16 protein-coding genes are annotated in these 20,993 nt (G+C 64.5%); 7 read left to right on the top strand and 9 right to left on the bottom strand.

Annotated elements, in window-relative coordinates:
• Nucleotides 1-131: 131 nt before the first annotated feature.
• Complete coding sequence (locus AAIO73_RS11320; RefSeq protein WP_345878159.1) at nt 132-1,235, top strand: TIGR03032 family protein; 1,104 nt, start codon at nt 132-134, stop codon at nt 1,233-1,235.
• 47 nt (nt 1,236-1,282) lie between these two features.
• On the opposite strand, the gene AAIO73_RS11315 is transcribed toward AAIO73_RS11320, so the two are convergent.
• The 4 genes from AAIO73_RS11315 to AAIO73_RS11300 all read right to left on the bottom strand — a co-directional run bounded on the left by AAIO73_RS11315 (nt 1,283) and on the right by AAIO73_RS11300 (nt 7,521).
• Complete coding sequence (locus AAIO73_RS11315; protein WP_345878157.1) at nt 1,283-4,408, bottom strand: TonB-dependent receptor domain-containing protein; 3,126 nt, start codon at nt 4,406-4,408, stop codon at nt 1,283-1,285.
• A 176-nt stretch (nt 4,409-4,584) separates the two neighbouring features.
• Nucleotides 4,585-5,994, bottom strand: a complete 1,410-nt coding sequence (gene ahcY, locus AAIO73_RS11310) for an adenosylhomocysteinase (protein WP_345878155.1) — start codon at nt 5,992-5,994, stop codon at nt 4,585-4,587.
• 99 nt (nt 5,995-6,093) lie between these two features.
• On the bottom strand, nt 6,094-6,921 hold the full coding sequence (locus tag AAIO73_RS11305) for a sterol desaturase family protein (RefSeq protein ID WP_345878153.1): 828 nt from the start codon (nt 6,919-6,921) through the stop codon (nt 6,094-6,096).
• Between the two features lie 39 nt (nt 6,922-6,960).
• Nucleotides 6,961-7,521, bottom strand: coding sequence for a YqgE/AlgH family protein (locus AAIO73_RS11300; protein WP_345878152.1), 561 nt, complete (start codon nt 7,519-7,521; stop codon nt 6,961-6,963).
• Nucleotides 7,522-7,637: 116 nt separating this feature from the next.
• Between AAIO73_RS11300 and AAIO73_RS11295 the strand changes: the two genes are divergently transcribed.
• From AAIO73_RS11295 to AAIO73_RS11285, 3 genes are all read left to right on the top strand, one after another.
• Complete coding sequence (locus tag AAIO73_RS11295; RefSeq protein WP_345878544.1) at nt 7,638-8,120, top strand: peroxiredoxin; 483 nt, start codon at nt 7,638-7,640, stop codon at nt 8,118-8,120.
• Nucleotides 8,121-8,220: 100 nt separating this feature from the next.
• Nucleotides 8,221-8,577 (top strand): hypothetical protein, encoded by a 357-nt coding sequence (locus AAIO73_RS11290; protein ID WP_242116683.1) that lies wholly within the window; start codon nt 8,221-8,223, stop codon nt 8,575-8,577.
• A gap of 73 nt (nt 8,578-8,650) precedes the next feature.
• Nucleotides 8,651-10,102, top strand: a complete 1,452-nt coding sequence (locus tag AAIO73_RS11285) for an AMP nucleosidase (RefSeq protein ID WP_345878149.1) — start codon at nt 8,651-8,653, stop codon at nt 10,100-10,102.
• Nucleotides 10,103-10,267: 165 nt separating this feature from the next.
• Here the strand turns inward: AAIO73_RS11285 and AAIO73_RS11280 are convergent, their stop codons facing one another.
• The 4 genes from AAIO73_RS11280 to AAIO73_RS11265 form a co-directional block, all read right to left on the bottom strand.
• Nucleotides 10,268-11,794 (bottom strand): lipopolysaccharide biosynthesis protein, encoded by a 1,527-nt coding sequence (locus tag AAIO73_RS11280; protein WP_345878146.1) that lies wholly within the window; start codon nt 11,792-11,794, stop codon nt 10,268-10,270.
• A 123-nt stretch (nt 11,795-11,917) separates the two neighbouring features.
• Nucleotides 11,918-12,571 carry a hypothetical protein gene (locus AAIO73_RS11275; RefSeq protein ID WP_345878145.1) on the bottom strand — a complete coding sequence of 218 codons (654 nt, stop codon included), beginning with the start codon at nt 12,569-12,571 and terminating at the stop codon, nt 11,918-11,920.
• A complete protein-coding gene (polA, locus tag AAIO73_RS11270; RefSeq protein ID WP_345878142.1) occupies nt 12,568-15,327 on the bottom strand; it encodes a DNA polymerase I in 2,760 nt (919 codons plus the stop codon). The genes AAIO73_RS11275 and polA overlap by 4 nt, the downstream gene beginning before the upstream one ends.
• A 102-nt stretch (nt 15,328-15,429) precedes the next feature.
• Nucleotides 15,430-15,675: a hypothetical protein gene (locus AAIO73_RS11265; RefSeq protein WP_345878140.1), complete on the bottom strand. Its 246-nt coding sequence runs from the start codon at nt 15,673-15,675 to the stop codon at nt 15,430-15,432.
• On the opposite strand from AAIO73_RS11265, the gene AAIO73_RS11260 reads away from it, so the two are divergent.
• The 3 genes from AAIO73_RS11260 (at nt 15,674) to AAIO73_RS11250 (ending at nt 18,979) form a co-directional block, all read left to right on the top strand.
• A complete protein-coding gene (locus AAIO73_RS11260; RefSeq protein ID WP_345878139.1) occupies nt 15,674-16,696 on the top strand; it encodes an endo-1,4-beta-xylanase in 1,023 nt (340 codons plus the stop codon). The two genes, AAIO73_RS11265 and AAIO73_RS11260, sit on opposite strands and share 2 nt — an antisense overlap.
• 127 nt (nt 16,697-16,823) lie before the next feature.
• Nucleotides 16,824-18,005, top strand: a complete 1,182-nt coding sequence (gene chrA, locus AAIO73_RS11255) for a chromate efflux transporter (protein WP_345878137.1) — start codon at nt 16,824-16,826, stop codon at nt 18,003-18,005.
• A 209-nt stretch (nt 18,006-18,214) separates the two neighbouring features.
• Complete coding sequence (locus tag AAIO73_RS11250) at nt 18,215-18,979, top strand: hypothetical protein (RefSeq protein WP_345878136.1); 765 nt, start codon at nt 18,215-18,217, stop codon at nt 18,977-18,979.
• Between the two features lie 121 nt (nt 18,980-19,100).
• Here the strand turns inward: AAIO73_RS11250 and typA are convergent, their stop codons facing one another.
• A complete protein-coding gene (gene typA / locus AAIO73_RS11245; protein WP_345878135.1) occupies nt 19,101-20,942 on the bottom strand; it encodes a translational GTPase TypA in 1,842 nt (613 codons plus the stop codon).
• Nucleotides 20,943-20,993: the final 51 nt, after the last annotated feature.

The following is a 20,993-nucleotide window of genomic DNA, read 5'->3' as shown; positions in this document are numbered from 1 at the left end:
TAGCTGCTCCGCACGCGGACATTGTTACACTGCCCATTGTCGGTCCATAGGACGAACCGGGGGCATGCGGGAAGGACCAGTGGCTTCGGAAATGGTCCAGTCATCGCAAAGCACCGCCGAAAGGAGTCGTGATGTGGTCGAATGCTGGCGTGCCCGATCTGCAGCGCATGCTCGATCAAGCAGCAAGCTATGACCCGGCAGCCACGCGCATCGACATCTCGCCGGGACTCGCCGACTGGATGCTCGAACATCGGACTTCGCTGGCGTTCACTTCCTATCAGACGGGACAGTTGATCCTCGCCGGCGTCGATCCGCAGGGCCGCGTCGCATTCAACGAACAGAGTTACGCGCGCGCGACGGGACTATGCTTTGTCGGCGGTTCGCTGCGGGTCGCCTCGATGTTCCAGCTGTGGCGACTGGAAAACATGCTACATCCCGGCCAATATGCGAACGGCGCACATGATGCGGTCTTCGTCCCGCGGGCGGCTGCCACGGTCAATTATGTCGATACGCACGAGGTCGACGTCGATCGGGACGGGAGCGTGCTGTTCGTCAATACTCGCTATTCCTGCATCGCGACCATCGACGATCGATGGAGTTTCCGGCCGGTCTGGCAACCCGCCTTCATTTCGGCGCTGGTTCCCGAAGATCGCTGCCATTTGAACGGGCTCGGAATGGTTGACGGCCGCCCGGCCTTTGTAACCGCTGCCGGCGTTTCCGATCGGCAAGGTGGTTGGCGCGCCAGCAGGACCGATGGCGGAATATTGATCGACATCGCGGGCAATCGCATCGTTACCGATCGCCTGTCGATGCCGCACTCCCCGAGATGGTATGATGGGGCGGTGTGGCTCCTTGATTCGGGACGGGGACGCCTAGTACGAATCGATCCCGTCACCGGCCATATCGATCCGGTGGCGAACTGCCCCGGCTTCCTGCGTGGGCTGGCCTTCCACGCCGGCCACGCGATCGTCACCATCTCCCGGACACGCGAAAGCGACGCACGCGAACTCGCGGAGCAGACCGATTTCGAACGGACCGGGACGCCGTCGCAATGCGGCGTGCTGGTCATCGAGCTACGCAGCGGCAGGATCGTCCAGTCGATCCTGTTCGACGGCAAGATTACCGAGATGTTCGCGGTCACGGCGTTGCCCGGTATCCGCAACCCGATCTCGTTGGGTCCACAGACGGTCGACATGATCGGGACCGTCGCGTTCGACCCCAAATGGAACGGATAAAGGCAGGCGGCGGAATGCACGAGGTAATTCCGCCGCCGAACCGATAGTTAGAACGCGACCGAGGCTCCGACGCGGAAGTAGCGTCCCAAGACCCCTGGGAAGTAGGATACCGTGCCACCACCGGTCGGCACCGGGTAAGGCGGCTTCTGATCCAAGACGTTGTCGACGACCAGCCGCATGCTGAACGTCTCGTTGACGCGGAAGGTCGCTCCAAGATTGGCGAACGCAACGTCGTTGACCTTGTTCGGCGTGCGGAAGAACGCCGTGGCATTGGGATCCAGCGATGCGGGCCCCGTATAATTGACCTGGACGTACGTCGTCAGGAATTCGTCGTTATAGGTTAGCGTGCCGACTGCCGAATGTTTCGGATAACCGATGCCATTGTCGGTCTGCGATGGCCGTGCGCCACGTTCCGCCGTGTAGGTCAGCGTGTCGAGATACTGGTAGCTGACGTTCAGCCCCAGCGTCCGGCCACCGCCTAGCAGCCCGGCCGGCGTACGATAGTCCACCGCCGCTAGGATACCCTTGTAGTTCAGCGCTGCGCCGTTGAAGTAACCGGTCTGAATGAAGCTCAACTGATTGTCCGGGTCGCGACGAACGAGGCCGCAGAACGGGCTGTTCGGGAAGTCGGGTGAATCATAGCAGTTCGCAACGATCTGGTCCGAGCTCAGCTGGCTGATGACGTCGTTCACCTCGATATCGACATAGTCGATCGACGTCGTGAATCCTTTCAGGAAACTTGGCCGAAGCACCGTTCCGACCGTGAAAGCCTTCGACTTTTCGTTGCGCAGGTTACGGTTGCCGGCCACCGCTTGCAGGAAGCTCGCATCGTCCGATAGTGCGTCGAAATTCGCGGGGATGCCGGCAGCGGCGCAGTTCCTGGCACGCGTGGCCGCGTTCGCGCCCTGATTTTGCTGGGCCTGATCGCACGGATCGGTGGCAAAGCCGTAGAAACTCGACGCGGGATTGAACGCTTCGGTGATGAACGGCGCGCGGATCGCGCGGGTATAGTTGCCGCGAATGGTGATGTCCGCGATCGGCTGCCAACTGCCGCCGGCCGTCCAGGTCGTATCGCCACGGGCGATCGAGTGATCGACGTACCGGGCCGCCCCCTGCAATTCCAGCGAATGGATGAACGGGATGTCGTTGTCGGGGCTGATGAGCGACGCACGCATTTCGCCGAACACCTCATCGGTGTTGTAGCTGCCGCTCAACGGCTGGATGATGACCAACTGGCCATATGGCACGCGGTCGTTGGCCGGATTGCCGTCACCATCAGCATCGGTCGTCGGATCGGGATCGGGACCACCCGAATAGGCAGTGCCGGGATCGAACGCCTGGCTTTCCTCGCGATGTTCATAGCCGAGCGCCACGGAGAAATCGCCGCCCGGCAGCTTGAACAGCGGGCCGGTCAACGATGCCGTAAAGATACGCTGCTTGTTGACCGAATTCGGCGTGCCGATCGCAGTGACATAGTCGCGGGCCGCCTGCGACGTCTGCGCCCCGAACAGGTTGAGCGGCGCGCAGGTCGTGCTGATCGTCGGCGCCGGCGAATTGACCGCGCCCGGTGCGCAGACGATGTTGCCGCTCGTGTCGCGGACGGCGTTGACCGCGTTCAGGAAGTTCTGGGTCACGATCATCGGCGTGCGCGCGTTGGTTTCCGAACGGCCATAGTTGCCGACGATCTCGACCGTCCATTCCCGACCGAACGGCGACATGAACTTGCCGTCGATACCAGCGACATAGCGCTGGATTTCGACGTTGCCGGTCGAACGCCCGGTCGTGACGTCGGTATTGGCGCGGTTCAGGTAGAAGACGTCGTCCTCCGTCTGCGCCTGGATGATGCTGCGCGCCTGCGGCGTCAGGAACGGGTTGTCGGTCGACAGGATGATCGCGCCGGCGGGCGTTCCGGCATAGCCGAACAGATAGCTGTTATATTCCGGCTGATCGCGCAGGTTGACGCCCTGGCTGCGGCTGTACCAGCCTTCGCCGAACAGACGCAGTTCATCGGTCAGTTGGAAGCTGAGCAGCATATTGGCGTTGTAGCGCTGCGTATCGGTCAACAGGTTGTTGAGCGGGACTAGGCTGTAGCCGTTGCCGCCATCAGCGTTGATCTGGAACGTCGTCGGGTTTCCGGCCGCGTTCAGCGGCCCGAACGACCGGCCGAAATCGATGGGGATCAGATTGCCCGATGCATCGAACTTCAACGCATTGCCGTTGGCGTCGACGAAACCAGCCTGCGGGAAGCGCAGCGATGCTTGCTGCTGCTTGCTGACCGGCAGGAAATCGAAAACCAGCGGGATGCCGAATTCGGAGATGGTCGGGATCCGACGATCGGCGAAGATGACCTGACTGAACGGCGAAGTACGGTCGTTGGGACGACCAAACGACCGGGTAAAACCGATGTCGGGACGGTCGGTCTGCAACAGCCCCTTGCCTTCGTTATACTCGCCCGACAGCACGACGTTCAGCCGACCATCGAGGAAGTTCTTTCCGGCCAAAGCACGGACACGATAGTTCGGCGCGTCGCCGCGATCGGAAATGCCATATTGTCCGTCGAGTTCGAACCCTTCGAAATCGCGCTTCAGAATGACGTTCACGGTACCCGCGATCGCGTCCGACCCATAGATCGGGGCACCGCCGATAACGATCGTCTCGACCCGGTCGACCAGCTTGGTCGGGATGACGTTCAGATCGACCTGGTTACCGCCCTGCCCGGTGGGCCCGAAAATAGAGGCAGTGTTGGACCCGACGAACCGGCGTCCGTTGACCAGAGTCAGCGTACGTTCCGAGCCGAGGCCAAGGAAGTTCACGAAACTCTGCCCGGGACCGAAGCTCGACTGGCCACCGACAGGGCTGGATCCAGGCACGCCGAATGCGGGAAGTTCGTTCAGCGCCTGACCGATCGTCTCGAAACCGCGCTGTTCGATCTGTTCGGAACTGACGACAACCGCCGGTTCGATCGAATCGAAATTCGGACGCGCGATACGTGATCCGGTGACGACGATCGCTTCACCTTCGGCCTCGTCATCTTGCGGAGCCTGTTCCGGCAGCGATGCCGGCGCCTCGTCCTGCGTTCCGGCCGTGGCGCTCTGCGCCAATGCCGTCGAAGGCAGGCACGCAATCGCCAGCGCGATTGCCGAAACCGATCGACCCGATAAGTTCTTGATCATGCAACACCCCCTGTTGAACACGTTCATGTTATACAGGCGGCACCGGGCGGCAGTCGCAATCACCCAAAAGTATGTTAGTAACATTGCTAACGAAATGTTGCATCTGCGCAACAACGAAAAGCCCCGCCGGCAAAAAGGCCGGCGAGGCCATCGAAATCAGAATTATTCCAAAAGGATCAGTAGCGATAGTGATCCGGCTTGAACGGTCCTTCGACCGGCACGCCGATATAGCTCGCCTGCTTCGGCGTCAGCTTCGACAGCTTCACGCCCAGCTTTTCGAGGTGCAGCGCCGCCACCTTCTCGTCGAGGTGCTTCGGGAGAACATAGACCTCGTTCTTATAATTCTCGCCCTTGGTCCACAGTTCGATCTGCGCCAGCACCTGGTTGGTGAAGGACGACGACATCACGAACGACGGGTGGCCGGTGGCACAGCCGAGGTTCACGAGGCGGCCCTTGGCGAGCACAATGATCTGCTTGCCGTCGGGGAACTTCACCAGGTCGGTGCCCGGCTTCACTTCGTCCCATTCATAGTTGGACAGGGCAGCAATCTGGATCTCGCTGTCGAAGTGACCGATGTTGCAGACGATGCTCATCGGCTTCATCTTCGCCATATGCTCGGCGGTGATGACGTCCGCATTGCCGGTCGCGGTGCAGAAGATGTCGGCGCGTTCGACGGCTTCGTCCATCGTGACGACCTCGAAGCCTTCCATCGCCGCCTGCAGCGCGCAGATCGGATCGATTTCGGTGACCATGACGCGCGCGCCGCCGTTACGGAGCGACTGGGCCGAACCCTTGCCGACGTCACCAAAGCCGGCGACGCAGGCGACCTTGCCGGCCAGCATCACGTCGGTCGCGCGGCGGATCGCGTCGACCAGCGATTCCTTGCAGCCGTAGAGATTGTCGAACTTCGACTTGGTGACCGAGTCGTTGACGTTGATCGCCGGGAAGGGCAGCTCGCCCTTCTTCGCGATCTCGTACAGGCGGTGGACGCCGGTGGTCGTCTCTTCCGACACGCCCTTCAGGTTCTTGACCGTCTCGGTCAGATAGCCCGGACGCTTGGCGACGAACGCCTTCAGCGCGCGCTGGAACTCGACTTCCTCTTCATTCTCCGGCTCGCCCAGCGTCGCGCCGGCTTCGAGCTTGGCGCCCCAAAGCGCGAACATGGTGGCGTCGCCGCCATCGTCGAGGATGATGTTGGCGGTCTGGTCGCCCCAGTTGAAGATATCGCCGACATAGTCCCAATAGTCGGCCAAGCTCTCGCCCTTGATCGCGAACACCGGAATGCCCTTCGCAGCGATCGCAGCGGCGGCATGATCCTGCGTCGAGAAGATGTTGCACGTCGCCCAGCGGACGTCGGCGCCGAGTGCCACCAGCGTCTCGATCAGCACCGCGGTCTGGATCGTCATGTGCAGCGACCCGGTGATCCGCGCGCCCTTCAGCGGCTGCGACGCACCGAACTCTTCACGCAGCGCCATCAGGCCCGGCATTTCGGTTTCGGCGATCTCGATTTCCTTGCGACCGAAATCGGCGAGGCCGATGTCGGCGATGACGTAATCGGTCTGCTTGTCGGCAATGGCGGTGGCCATGGATACTCCTGGAGCTTGGGCCATGGGCGCGCCCATGGCGGATGACTGCGCCTCTACCCACCCGTCGGGCGAAACGCAAATGCGAATATAAAGATTTCTTTATATCTGTTTTGTGACGGTGGCAGGTGACGGCTCAGCGACGGCACGGTCATAGGCCACCGGCAGGGTGATCCACTGGTGCAGCGTGCGCGGCTGGTCGACCTCGGCGATGCCGGTTGCCGGCCATTCGTCGCGCTCGGGCCACCATGCCGTACCGAACATCCGGTCCCAGATGGTCGTGAACGCCCCAAAATTGCGGTCGAAATGCTTGAGTTCGACCGAATGATGGATGCGGTGGAAGCGATTGTCGACGACGACCCGCGACAATGGCCCCAGATGCCAGTGGCTCGGCGAATGCAGGAACGCGCCCTGCAGATGCAGCAGCACCAGCATCGTCGGCACCACCGGCCCGGCTTCGGACGCGATCAGACTGGTCGGGATCGCGATCAGCAGAATCTGGACGAAGGGTTCGATCGGATGGTGATACGCGTTGACCACCGACAATTCGCGGATCGAATGATGCACCGCGTGATAGCGCCACAGCCAGCGATGCTGCGCCCGGTGGCACCAATAGAAGAAGAAGTCGTAGATTGCCGCCCCGACGACCGGCGCCACCACCCACGAAACCGGCCCGCCCCACCCCGCCCCGGTCGGCAGCGTCAGCAGCGGCGGAATGCCGATCGCGCTCCACAGGACGCGGAACCCGGCATAGGCAATGCCACTGATCGTCAGCCAGATCGCCCAGAACAACAGGCCCGGCAGCCGCCCGCGCAGCGACTGGCGTTCGCGCGGCGTCAGCAATTCGACCGCCGTCATCATCGAAAAGCCAAAGCCGGTCACGCACAGTGTCGGCTTCACGGCTTCCCACAGTGCGGACGATATCGACATGACCGGGAATCTAACCGCCCGCCCCCTAACAAAGCCTTGTCATGCGGTGCCGGCGCCCGGCGACAACAACCGCGTGTCGATGCCCGCCCGGTCGTACCCGCTGCGCCAGCGCTGCGCGGTCGGCACGTCGAACAACAGTCCGGCATCGCCGTCGACGTTCATCCAGCCATGGCGCGACATTTCGGCATCGAGTTGCCCGCCCTCCCAGCCGGCATAGCCGAGCGCGACCAGGAATCGTTCGGGCCCGGTCCCGCCCGCGATCGCGCGCAGCACGTCGACCGATCCCGACAGCGCCCATTTGCCCGCGACGTCGATCGTGTCCTGCCCGCCCCACCCGGCATCGTGCAGCACGAACCCGCGCCGCGTCTCGACCGGACCGCCCTGATGGATCGGCACGTCGGGCGCAGCGCCCGGCTCTATTTCCAGCTGTGCGAGCAGCGCGTGCAGCGACAGCCCCTCGATCGTGTCGCCGATGCCGACGCCCATCGCGCCACCGGCGTCATGGCTGCACATCGCGATGACCGCATGGTCGAATCGGCGGTCGCCGATACCGGGCATCGCCAGCAATATCTGTCCGGTCAGGAATCGGGTCTGGTCCATGGTCATCCGACGCTAATCGCCCGATGATCCGGACGCCATGCTTGAAAACGGTCAAGACCGCTCCCACGCTCCGTCGGTACGCAGCGTTGCGTGCCGAATTTTTCCCGGAGAAGATGATGACGATCAAGATCGGTGACCGCCTGCCCGATGCCAAGCTGGTCAAGGTCACGCCCGACGGCCCCGATCAGGTGTCGACCGGCGACTTCTTCGCCGGCCGCCGCGTCGCGCTGTTCTCGGTGCCCGGCGCCTTTACCCCGACCTGCTCGGCCAAGCATCTTCCGGGCTTCGTCGAACAGGCACAGGCATTCCATGACAAGGGCGTCGACGAAATCGCGTGCACCGCGGTCAATGACGCCTTCGTCCTCGACGCCTGGGCCAAGGCGGGCAATGCGGGCGGCAAGGTGACGATGCTGGCCGATGGCAATGCCGACTTCGCCAAGGCGACCGGACTCGACATGGACAGTTCCGCCTATGGCATGGGCATCCGGTCGAAGCGCTATGCGATGCTGGTCAACGACGGCGTGGTCGAGGCGCTGCACGTCGAAGCACCGGGCGAATTCAAGGTCAGCTCGGCCGAAAACCTGCTCGCTTCGATCTGACGCGACTGGCCGGTTTCGATACGTCCATGTCGGAACCGGCCGCGCCCTGCCGGGTTGAGGAATGGTTACGCAACCATATCGAACGGGAAAGGGAAGCGTCATGACCAATCCGACGACCACCAAGGATGTCGCCAACGACGTCGCCGACGCATCGGGCAGCTTCGCCGAAAAGGCATCGGCGACCTATGCGTCGGCCAAGGAGAGCGTGAGCGACGCCGCCGCCAAATCGCGCGACGCGGTGGTGGATGCCGCCGGCAAGACGCGCGAAGCGGTGGCCGAAACCGCCAAGTCGACCGCCGAGACGGTGAAGGCCCATCCGGCCGCCACGGCCGCGATCGTTGCCGGCGCCGCCGCCGCCATCGCCGGTGCCGCCTTCGGTGCATCGAAGCTGATTGAAAAGAAGCGCGAGGCGGATGCCAAGGGCGACGTGCCGAAGGTCACGCCGTCGGCGACCTGATCGCCCCCGACCCGGTGCGCCTGCGGTGCGCCGGGTCTTGACCTGCCGCGTCGGATCGCCCTAGCCACGATCGATGACGCAGGCTTCCGAAATCGTCGCCGAACTCGATCGGCTTTATACCGCTTCCGTGGCACGACTGCGCGCGGCGCTCGACCGTTATTTGACCGACGGCACCCGCCCGTCGTCGTCGGCACGGGTCGACGGCTCTTTCGCCTATCCCGAGATCCGCCTAACCTATCGCGGCGGTAGCGACCGGCCGATGCCCTCGCGCGCCTATGGCCGGCTGACCACGCCGGGCGAATACCGGATCAGCGTCACCAAGCCGGCAATGTTCGCCGCCTACCTGACCGAACAGCTCGACCTGCTGATCGCCAATCACGACGTCACGGTCGAGGCGGTGGCCGGGCGGCAGGAAATTCCCTTCCCCTATGTTCTCGACGCTGGCCATGCGCTCAGCCTCGATGCGGTGTCGGCATCCGAACTGGCGCGGTTCTTCCCGGCGACCGAACTGGCGCATATCGGCGACGAGATTGCCGACGGCCTGTGGAACGCGCAGGACGACAGCCGACCGCTGGCGCTGTTCGACGGCTTGCGTACCGACTTCTCGCTCGCCCGGCTGCGCCACTATACCGGTACGCCGCCCGAACATATCCAGCGCTATGTGCTGTTCACCAACTATCACCGCTATGTCGACGAATTCGTCCGCTGGGCCGGCGAACAGTTGAAGCCCGCCGCCGACGGCACGCCCAGCCGCTACACGGCGCTGTCAGGCGCCGGCGGCGTGCTGGCCACCGCCGATGACGATGCCGAACGCATGGTCAGCGACAGCGCGTGGCGGCGGCACCAGATGCCGGCCTATCACCTCGTCGCGGCGGACGGCACCGGCATCACCCTGGTCAATATCGGCGTCGGACCGTCCAACGCCAAGACGATCTGCGACCACCTCGCCGTGATGCGGCCCGAGGCGTGGCTGATGATCGGGCACTGCGGCGGCCTGCGCCCCAGCCAGCGGATTGGCGACTATGTCCTCGCCCATGCCTATCTGCGCGACGACCATGTCCTCGACGACGTACTGCCGCCCGAAATTCCGGTCCCGGCGATCGCGGAAGTCCAGGTCGCGATGGCCCGCGCGGCAGAGATCGTGTCAGGCCAGTCGGGCGACGAACTCAAGAAGCGCCTGCGCACCGGCACCATCGTCACCACCGACGACCGTAACTGGGAATTGCGCTTCAGCCGTTCGGCACTGCGCTTCTCGCTCAGCCGAGCAGTCGGCATCGACATGGAATCGGCGACGATCGCCGCGCAGGGCTACCGGTTCCGCGTGCCCTATGGCACGTTGCTGTGCGTCTCGGACAAGCCGCTGCATGGCGAACTGAAGCTGCCCGGACAGGCCAACCGCTTCTACGAACGCGCGATCAACGAACATATGCGCATCGGCATCGAAGCCTGCGAGCAGTTGCGGATCGAAGGCGCCGGCCTGCACAGCCGCAAGCTGCGCGCGTTCAACGAACCGCCGTTCCGGTAAGAGGGATGCGAACCACCCTCTAGCATCCCGAACCGTTCGTCCTGAGTAGCCTTTGAGCGAAGTCGGAAGGGCGTATCGAAGGACCGCCACAGGTGCTTCGATACGGGTCTTCGACTGCGCTCAGCCCCTACTCAGCACGAACCGCTCTCGGCCAAGATACAATCGCTAAACCTTGTACCGATCCGTCGGAATCTGCGCTTCGCTCGCCGCCGCGCTCTTGTGGAACAGCGCCTTGTCCTCGGGCCGGAACGCCCAGCGCCACAGCACCGCGAAATAGATGCCGAGCATGATCGGAATTCCGAACAGCAATTCCGCCCATTCATACCGCTTGGGCAGGCGCATGATCAGTGACCCGGCCACCGCGGCCGCCAGTACCGCCCATATGAACGCCGGCCGGAAATCGCGGACGCTGACGCCCAGCAGCTTCGACAACAGCCCCGACTTGATGATCGACCCCAGCCCGACCGTCGTCGCCAGTGCCATCGCCGGCCCGACCGCGGCATAGTTTTGTGGCAGCCCCAGCGCGCGCATCAACGCGACCAGCGCGAAACTGAGCAGTACCTGAAACGTCAGCAGCCCCAGCGAGATCATCAGATTGCGGTGCCGCGCGATATAGACCAGCGCCGCTTCCGACACCGCGCCCTTCGCCGCCAGCACCTCGGCGACCAGCAGAAACGACAGCGCCCCCGCCCCGCTGACGAACTCGCGCCCGACCACGCCCATCACGCCCGAGGCCGGGATGCTGCCGGCCAATGCCAGCGCCGCCTGCGCGGTGATGATCCAGAAGCCGACCTGCCGCACCTGCCGCGCGACCGCCGGCTTGTCCCCGGCGGCCAGGCTTTGGGTGATGACCGGCCCCAGCACCGGATCGAAGCTGGTCTTCAACTTCTGCGGCAACGATGCGACCTGTTGCGCCATGTAATAGATGCCGACGATCGCCGGCCCGAACAACAGCCCCAGGATAAAGCGATCGACGTTGCGCGTGCCCCATTCGATCGCGTCGGCGCCGGCCAGCGGCATGTTGCGCTTCACCAGCGCCAGCATCGGCCGCAGATGCGGCGACCAGCCATAAGGCAGGCCATAGCTGCGGATGAACGGCACGATCGATGCGACCAGCGCCGCCGCCATCGACAGCACATAGCTCATGATCAGTCCGTCGCGCGTCGAATAATAGCTGAGCGCCCACGCCGCGATCGAGATCGTCCATGGTTCGATCACTGCCCGCGCCGTCACCGCCGCCTTGACGTTCAGGCGGTAGGCGAGCGCCGCCAGGCTGACGTCGGACCACGCGATCGCGAACACGATCAGCGGCAACAGCCGTTCGAACCCGATCACCTGGCTGTTCGGGTACATGATCTGCGGAAACACGAACAAGACCGCACTCGCCGCGACCGACAGGATGAACGCCACAGCCAGCGCGTCCCACACGACATGGGCATGCGGCCGATCGGTCGACGAGAGCGCCTGTGCCAGCCCCCGCTTCAACCCCAACGTCGCAACCAGCGCCGCCAGTTCGACCACCAGCACCGCCAGCGCGAACCGCCCGACGATTTCCGGGCCGTAGATGCGCCCGGCGATGAACAGGAACGGCAACCGAGCGACCAGCCGCAGGACGAACCCGAACACGTTCGTCCGCCCGCCCTTGGCAAGTGCGGCGATATCGTCGGAGGGCTGGGTCGGCGCGTCGGTCATGCGGCGCGCGGGTACTGGATCATCGCGGCGTCATACGCGAGGGCGGCGGCTCCCCATAGCCCCCTGTTGCGCTTTGGGCGCGGGGTGCGGCTTGCGGGCAACGGTTGGAGCGGTTGCTTCGTGTCAGAACGGCGGCGGAAATGCCTTCGACACGCTGGCGCGACCCGGCGTGCGCGGATGGACCTGTAATCTGACGATCGCTGGCGTCTGCCCTTGCAGCGAAACGGCGAACCCGTCGCCCGTCCGCGACATGATCCATGCCCTGCGACCGGCAAGTTCCCGAAGGATGGTCGCCCGCGACCGACAGAACCCCGCATCGCCGGTATCGTCCCGGCAATCGAACGCCACCCGGACGCGGCCGGTTCGGACCCGTTCGAATTGAGCCAGTGCCGCCAACCCAGTCATTTGATCGATGCCGGGGTTCAGATGAACATAGTCCGTCGTCGGGCATGCCGACGTCGCGGTCAGCGCGACCTCCGTCATGGCGTAGACGGTATTGAGGACGAACGGCCCTCGCCGCTCGAGCGTCGGCGAACGAAAACTGGCCCGCCACCGATGCCGGGCGCAACCGCTACCGTTCCGCACCGGTTGTTCGATCAGGTCGCGGTCGACGAATCCCGGTGGTGCTATATGCCCCGGTTCAACCTTGACGACGGCCGCGATCGGTTCGTGGGTCTTGCCGCCCAAGACCGCCGCCCCCGCTTCCGCTGGCAACATTTGATCGACCGCCGCTACCGTCGGCGCCGTTTGCAGGACCAATGCCAGCGCCAGAATCAATGCGCCGCGCCCCAGCTCGGCCCCGTCCCGATCTCCACCCCCAGCGGCACCGACAGTTGCACGACCGGCTCGGCCGCGCTCTCCATCACCCGCCGAATCACCGGCGTCGCCGCCTCGACCAGCCCTTCGGGCAGTTCGAACACCAGTTCGTCATGCACCTGCAACAGCATCCGCACTTCGTGCAGCCCCGCCTCGACCAGTGCCGGCCCCATCCGCGCCATCGCCCGCTTGATGATGTCCGCGCTGGTCCCCTGGATCGGCGCGTTGATCGCGGCGCGTTCGGCGCCCTGGCGTTCGTGCTGCACCTTCGACTTGATGCGCGGGAAATGCGTCTTGCGTCCGAACAGCGTCGTGGTGAAGCCGGTCGTCCGCACGCTTTGCGTCGTCTCGGCGATGTAGCGGTTGATGCCGGGGAAGCGGTCGAAATAGCGATCGATCATCGCCTGTGCCTCTTCCGCGCTGACGTCGAGCCGCCCGGCCAGCCCCCAGCGGCTGATGCCGTAGAGGATCGCGAAGTTGATCGTCTTGGCCCGCCCGCGCGTGTCGCGGTTGACCTCGCCGAACAGCTCCTGCGCGGTGATGCTGTGAATGTCGTCGCCGCACTCGAACGCGTCGCGCAACTGCGGCACGTCGGCGATATGCGCCGCCAGCCGCAGTTCGATCTGCGAATAGTCGGCGGCGAGGATGACATTGCCCGGTTCGGCCACGAACGCATCGCGGATCTGCCGCCCGACCTCGGTCCGGATCGGAATGTTCTGCAGATTGGGGTCGGTCGACGACAACCGCCCGGTCTGCGCACCGGTCAGGCTGTACGACGTATGCACCCGCCCGGTCGCCGGATTGATCTGCGCCTGCAACGCATCGGTATAGGTGTTCTTGAGCTTGGTGAGTTGTCGCCAGTCGAGCACCTTCGCCGCAATCACCGCGCCAGGCGAATCCTTGTCGGCGGCGATCCGCTCCAGTTCGTTGACGTCGGTCGAATAGACGCCCGACTTGCCCTTGCGCCCGCCCTTGATGCCCAGCGTCACGAAAAGGACATCGCCCAGCTGTTTCGGCGACCCAATGGTGAATTTCACCCCCGCCAGTTCATGGATCTCGCCTTCCAGCGCCGCAATCCGCGTGGAGAAATCGTCGGACAGCCGCGCCAGCACCTGCGCATCGACCTTGATCCCCGCGGTCTCCATATCGGCGATCACGCGGACCAGCGGCCGGTCGACCATTTCATAGACTTTGGTCGCCTGTTCGTACGGCAGCCGCGGCTTGAACCGCCGCCACAGCCGGAGCGTCACATCGGCATCCTCGGCGGCATAGCGGGTCGCGGTCTTCAGATCGATCTCGCCGAAGCCGACCTGCTTCTTCCCCGTGCCCACCACGTCCTTGTACGCGATGCAGCTATGCTGGAGGTGCGTCGCCGCCAGCTCATCCATGCCGTGCCCGTGCAGCCCCGCATCGAGGTCGAAGCTCATCACGATCGTGTCGTCATAGGGCGCGACATCGACCCCCGCGCGCGACAGGACGATCATGTCGTATTTCAGATTATGCCCGATCTTCAGGACGCTCGGGTCCTCGAACAGCGGTTTCAGCGTCGCCAGCACCGTCTCACGCGACAATTGCTCGGGGCGCTCGGCGAACATGTCGGTGCCGCCATGGCCGATCGGCACATAGCAGGCGAGGTTCGGGTGCAGCGCCATGCTGATCCCGACCAGTTCGGCGCGCGTCGCGTCCAGCCCGGTCGTCTCGGTATCGATCGCGACCCAGCCCTGATGCCGCGCCACCTGTACCCAGCGGTCGAGCGCCTCCTGCGTCACCACCGTTTCGTAGGAATCATGGTCGCACGACGGCTCATCCTCCTCGCCGACCGGCGCCGCCGCCGGCGCGACCGGTTCGTCGGCGACCGTCGCCAGCTTGGTCAGCAGCGTGCGGAAGCCATGATGTTCGAGGAATGCGCGCAGCGGCGCCTCGGGTATCCCCTGCATCGCCAGCGCGTCGAGCGGTTCGGGCAGTCCGCCATCGCATTTCAGCGTCACCAGCACCTTGGACAGCCGCGCATTGTCGGCATGTTCGATCAGATTGTCGCGCAGCTTGCCCTTTTTCATCTCGGGCGCGGCGGCGAGCACCGCTTCGAGGTCGCCATGTTCGGCGATCAGCTTCGCGGCGGTTTTCGGCCCCACGCCCGGTACGCCCGGCACATTGTCGACGCTGTCGCCCATCAGCGCCAGCACGTCGCCCAGCTGCTCGGGTCCCACGCCGAACTTCTCGCGCACATGGTCGGGGCCGAGCGTGCGGTTGTTCATCGTATCGAGCATGTCGACCGACGGATCGGTCATCAGCTGCATCAGGTCCTTGTCGGAACTGACGATCGTCACCGCCCAGCCCTGCGCCAGCGCCGCCTGCGTATAACAGGCGATGATGTCGTCGGCCTCCAGCCCCTCTTCCTCGATGCACGGGATCGAGAAGGCGCGCGTCGCGTCGCGGATCATCGGGAACTGCGGCACCAGATCCTCGGGCGGCGGCGGCCGGTGCGCCTTATACTGGTCGTACAGGTCGTTGCGGAACGTCTTCGAAGATTTGTCGAGGATCACCGCCATATGCGTCGGCCCGTCGGCCTTGTGCAGCGCATCTGCCAACCGCCACAACATCGTCGTATAGCCATAGACCGCCCCCACCGGCTCGCCATGCTGGTTGGTCAGCGGCGGCAGCCGGTGATAGGCGCGAAAGATATAGCCGGAGCCGTCGACGAGATAGAGATGAGGCATGGGCCGGAGATAGCAGCGCCCGTGCCCCGGTGCGAGGGGGTGCGCCGCCCGAAATTCGGCCGTCAAAGCATCTGGTTGCAAATCGGTATGTTTGCGCTACCATCACCATAGACCGGAGAAAACCGGCAGTTTTGGGAGGATGATGATGGCGACGACCACCCGGCGTGGCGCGATGGTGCTTGCCCTTGGCGCAGCGGTTTCGGCCTGTGGCGGATCGAGTGGCTCCGGCGGTTCCGTCACACCCGCACCTACGCCGACACCCGCTCCGACGCCCACGCCGACACCGACCCCTTCGCCCAGTCCCAGCCCGACCACCGGCATCGCCACCGTCGCCGCGTCCCGCAACATGCGGTTCGGCTCCGCCTTCGCCTTCAGCACCGGTACCGACGCGGCATCCTTCACCAATCCCGACTATGCCGCGCTGCTTCGACAGGATTGCAACATCCTCGTCCCCGAAAACGAGTTGAAGTGGGAGGCGATCCGCCCCAGTTCGACGACCTACGACTTCACCCGCATCGACGCGATGCTCGCCTCCGCTCAAAGCGCGGGCATCCCGGTCCGTGGCCACACCCTGCTCTGGTATCTGCAAGAGCGCTTCCCCGGCTGGCTGCGCAACTACGACTTCGGTAGCGATCCCAAGGCGGAGGCAAGCCGCCTGGTCCGCGAGCATATCCAGACCGTTACCCGCCGCTTCGCCGGCCGTATCCAGAGCTGGGACGTCGTCAACGAAGCGATCGTGCCCAGCACCGGTGCGTTGCGCACCAACGCGCTCGCCACTGCGGTCGGCAACGACACCACGTTGCTCGACCTTGCCTTCGTTACCGCGCGGCAGGAACTGCCGACAGCCGAACTGATCTATAACGACTATATGGACGCCGGCATGCCCAACCACCGGCAAGGCGTGCTGAACCTGCTGAAAGGGTTCAAGGATCGCGGCGTGCCGGTCGATACGCTCGGCATACAGTCGCATCTCGGCTTCTATTCGCCCGACAGTGCGCGTTCGATCGCCGACTATAATGTCAACAACATGAAGCCTTTCCTCGATCAGGTCGTGGCGATGGGCTATAAGTTGAAAGTCACCGAACTGGACGTCAACGACACCCAGCGCGAAGAATCGATCGATCAGCGCGACGCCGATTCCGCGCTGCTGGTCCGCGCCTATCTCGACCTGCTGATGAGCTATCCGCAGATGAACGAGGTACTGACCTGGGGACTGGTCGACAAATATAGCTGGCTGCAGTCGAGCGAATTCGGCACCCGCCGCGATGGCCTGCCCAAGCGCCCGCTGCCCTATGCCAGCGACTATCGCGCCAAGCCGATGCGGCAGGCGATCGTTGACGCCTTCTCTGCGACGACGCGGCGGACCTGATGGCAATTGACAGGCCGCCAGCGGTGTGAAGAATAGCGGTACGGGCAATCGCGGACGCCCGTTCAGACGGGGTCGTCCAAGTTCCGCTCCACCGGCCGCGTGCGCGCGGTCTTGGGAGCGTTCGTTCATGGAAGTTGCCGCATCGTCGCGTCCGCCCGCCATCGGGTTGATTCCGCTTTTCCTTAAGTTCCTGCGTTTCGGCTGCCTCGCCTTTGGCGGACCAGTCGCGCAAATCGCGATGCTGCGGCAGGCGCTGGTCGAGGAGGAAGGCTGGATCGACAAGGGACGGTTCAACCGGCTGCTCGCGGTGTTGCAGGTCCTGCCCGGGCCCGAAGCGCACGAACTCTGTGTCCATTTCGGCGTACTGGCGCGCGGGCGGCTCGGCGGGCTGCTCGCCGGCCTCGGCTTCATGCTGCCGGGCTTCTGCCTGATGCTGCTGGTCGGGTGGCTGTACGTGCGCGTCGTACAGAGCAGCGTCGCGCTGGGTGGCGTACTGCTCGGCGTTCAGGTCGCAATCCTCGCCGTGATCCTGCGCGCGGTGGTGCGGATCGGACAGCATGTGATCGAAGACCGATTGCTGGGAGTGATCGCGGTCGCCGCCGCCGTAGCGACGCTGATCGGGGTGCCGTTCTGGATCCCGTTGCTAGTCGGCGGTGGCGTCTATGCGGCGATGACCCGGCCGATACTGGCAGCGGCGATCGGCGTCGCGGGCGTCGTCGCCGCGATTAGCGCGCTGCACATCGCCGCCCCCGCCCCGGCCGGATCGGTCGCGCAGCCGCTGACGATTTTCGCGCTATTCGTGGCGGGGTTGAAGGGCGGACTGCTGACCTTCGGCGGCGCCTATACCGCCATCCCCTATGTCCGCGCCGATACCGTCGGGCGCGGCTGGATCGGCGATGCCGCGTTCCTAGACGGGGTCGCCTTCGCCAATGTCATCCCCGCGCCGCTGGTGATCTTCGCGACCTTTGTCGGTTATGTCGCCGGGGGTATGGCCGGCGCGCTGGCGATCACGCTCGGCATGTTCCTGCCTGCCTTCGCCTTCTCGTTGATCTTCTTCGAACGGCTGGAGGGCATCGTCGACGCGCCGTCGCTGCGCCACGCACTGACCGGGGTCGCCGCAGCCGTGGTGGGGATCATCGCGGCGACCTTCGCGCAACTGGCGCTGGCGACCGGCGCGCGGGTCGACGCGGTCGCGATCGGGTCGGGTCTCTTCGCCGTTGCACTCTTCATCGCGTGGCGGCGCAAGGGCGGCTGGGTCACGCCTGCGATCGTCCTCGTCGGTGCGATGGTCGGCGCTCTGTTCTTCTGATCGCGCGACGATCGACCTTCCGCGGTTGGTTACGTCTATCGTCCCCCCGGGCTCGCTCCGGGATGACAAGACGAATACAATTTCGACCAGCGCCAGACACGCTCGCCCGGATGCCGATCGACCGCAGGTTGGCGATCCCTCAAGTCGCCTCGCTCCCTGGCCAAGTCCGTGCTAAGATCGCTCCGCTTAGTTCATCGGGGGGATGGCTCATGGCGACTGTAGCACGCGCGTCTCAGACAAGAACAGACGAACACCGTTTCTTTCTGTTGTCGGCGCTGGCAATGGCATTCGTGCTGATTGCCGGCTTTTTAACCAGCCTAGCCGCCGGACGTTCCTCGTTCGGCCTGCCGGCCATCTACCATGTCCATGCGGTCATATTCATGGGCTGGATCGCGCTGTACGTCACGCAGAACGCACTGGTTGCCGGACAGGCGCTACGCTGGCACCGCCGGCTCGGCTGGCTGGCTTTGGTCTGGCTGCCGGTCATGGTCGCGCTGGCGATCACCGTCACCGTCACTTCCGCGCGCGATCATGGCGGGCCGCCGGTGTTCGACGTGAACGCGTTCCTGATCGGCAATATCGTCGGGGTCCTGACCTTCGCCGCGCTGGCCGGCACGGGCATCACGCTGCGCCGACGCACCGACTGGCACCGCCGGCTGATGTTCTGCGCAATGGCGGCGATCACCGGGCCGGGCTTCGGACGATTGCTGCCGATGCCGTTCCTGATTCCCTGGGCGTGGTGGATCGCCGCGCTGGTCGCGCCGTCGATCTTTCCACTTATCGGCATGATCGCCGACCGGCGGCGGACCGGCCACGTCCATCCCGCGTGGTTCTGGGGATGGGGGTTCTTCGCCGCCATGTTCCTGCTGGCCGAACTGTTCGCCTATAGCAGTTGGGGTTTGGCGCTGACCGATGCCGTAATTGCCGGCACGCCCGGTGCAGCGCGGCCGATAGCGGCGTTCTTTCCGCGATAGGAAACGGCCCCGGAATCGCTTCCGGGGCCGTTCTTTTAATTGCCCGACGTGGCGAAGCCACGTCGTCGGTCCTTGCCTCGGGCAAGGCCGGCCGGACGAGCCTTGGTCGGCCCGGCGCGGCTTAAGCCGCAGCCTTCGCCCGGCTCGCCTTCTTCCGCTCGTGCGGGTCCAGATGGCGCTTGCGCAGACGGATGTTCTTCGGCGTCACCTCGACCATCTCGTCATCGTCGATATAGGCGATCGCCTGTTCCAGCGTCATCTTCTTCGGCGGGGTCAGGCGGATCGCGTCGTCCTTGCCGCCCGACGCGCGGAAGTTGGTCAGCTGCTTCGCCTTCATCGGATTGACCTCGAGGTCGTCCGTCTTGGCGTTCTCGCCGATGATCATGCCTTCATACAGCGCTTCGCCATGGCCGACGAACAGGATGCCGCGCTCTTCGAGCGGACCCAGCGCATAGCCCTGCGCCTCGCCGGCACCGTTCGAGATCAGCACGCCGTTCTTGCGGCCTTCGATCTGGCCCTTGTGCGGACCGTACTTCTCGAACAGCCGGTTCATGATGCCGGTGCCGCGCGTGTCCGACAGGAATTCGCCGTGATAACCGATGAGCCCACGCGACGGTGCCGAGAAGGTGATGCGCGTCTTGCCGCCGCCCGACGGACGCATGTCGGTCATTTCGGCCTTGCGCTGGTTCATCTTGTCGACGACCGTGCCCGAGAATTCCTCGTCCACGTCGATCACGACGGTTTCATACGGCTCGGTCTTGCCGCCATTTTCGTCCTCGCCGAACAGCACGCGCGGACGCGAGATGCCCAGTTCGAACCCTTCGCGGCGCATGGTCTCGATCAGCACGCCCAGCTGCAATTCGCCGCGGCCGGCGACTTCATAGCTGTCGCGGTCCGACGCTTCGGTCACCTTCACGGCGACGTTCGATTCGGCTTCGCGGAACAGGCGGTCGCGGATCATGCGCGACGTCACCTTGCTGCCTTCACGCCCCGCCATCGGCGAATCGTTGACGGCGAAACGCATCGACAGCGTCGGCGGATCGATCGGCTGCGCGTGCAGCGGCTCGGTCACCTGCGGATCGCAGATCGTATTGGCGACGGTCGCGACGGTCAGGCCGGCAAGGCTGATGATGTCGCCCGCCTTCGCTTCCTCGACCGGCACGCGCTCGAGACCGCGGAACGACATAATCTTCGACGCGCGGCCAGTTTCGATGACATTGCCGTCATTGTCGAGCGCGTGGATCGGCTGGTTCAGCTTCACCGTGCCCGAATTGACGCGGCCGGTCAGGATGCGGCCGAGGAAGTTGTCGCGGTCGAGCAGCGTCACCAGGAAGGTGAACGGCGCGTCGACGTCCAGCGCGGGCGGCGGCACGTGCGAAACGATCGTTTCGAACATCGGCTGCAGCGTGCCTTCGCGCGCATCCATGTCGGTCGAGGCATAGCCGTTGCGACCCGACGCATAGAGCACCGGGAAATCGAGCTGTTCGTCGTTGGCGTCGAGCGACACGAACAGGTCGAACACTTCGTCCAGCACTTCCTGGATACGCGCGTCGCTGCGGTCGACCTTGTTGACCACCACGATCGGCTTCAGGCCCAGCGCCAGCGCCTTGCCGGTCACGAACTTCGTCTGCGGCATCGCGCCTTCCGACGAATCGACCAGCAGCACGACGCCGTCGACCATCGACAGGATGCGTTCCACCTCGCCGCCGAAATCGGCGTGGCCGGGCGTGTCGACGATGTTGATCCGCACCGGTTCGCCACCCGCCGGCGGCGCCCATTCGACCGAGGTCGGCTTGGCGAGAATCGTGATCCCGCGTTCCTTTTCGAGGTCGTTCGAGTCCATCGCGCGTTCCTCGACGCGCTGATTGTCGCGGAACGTGCCGGACTGACGGAACAACTGATCGACGAGCGTGGTTTTGCCGTGATCGACGTGGGCGATGATCGCCACGTTGCGAAGGCTCATGGTATTTCCTGGATACTGCGGGAGTGCAATTGGTCGCGCGCTTAGCGTATT

The organism is Sphingomonas epibiotica, from assembly GCF_039615155.1.
GTDB lineage: Bacteria > Pseudomonadota > Alphaproteobacteria > Sphingomonadales > Sphingomonadaceae > Sphingomonas.
The sequence above is the reverse complement of the archived record's forward strand: the minus strand, read 5'-3'. Positions and strand labels throughout refer to the sequence as shown.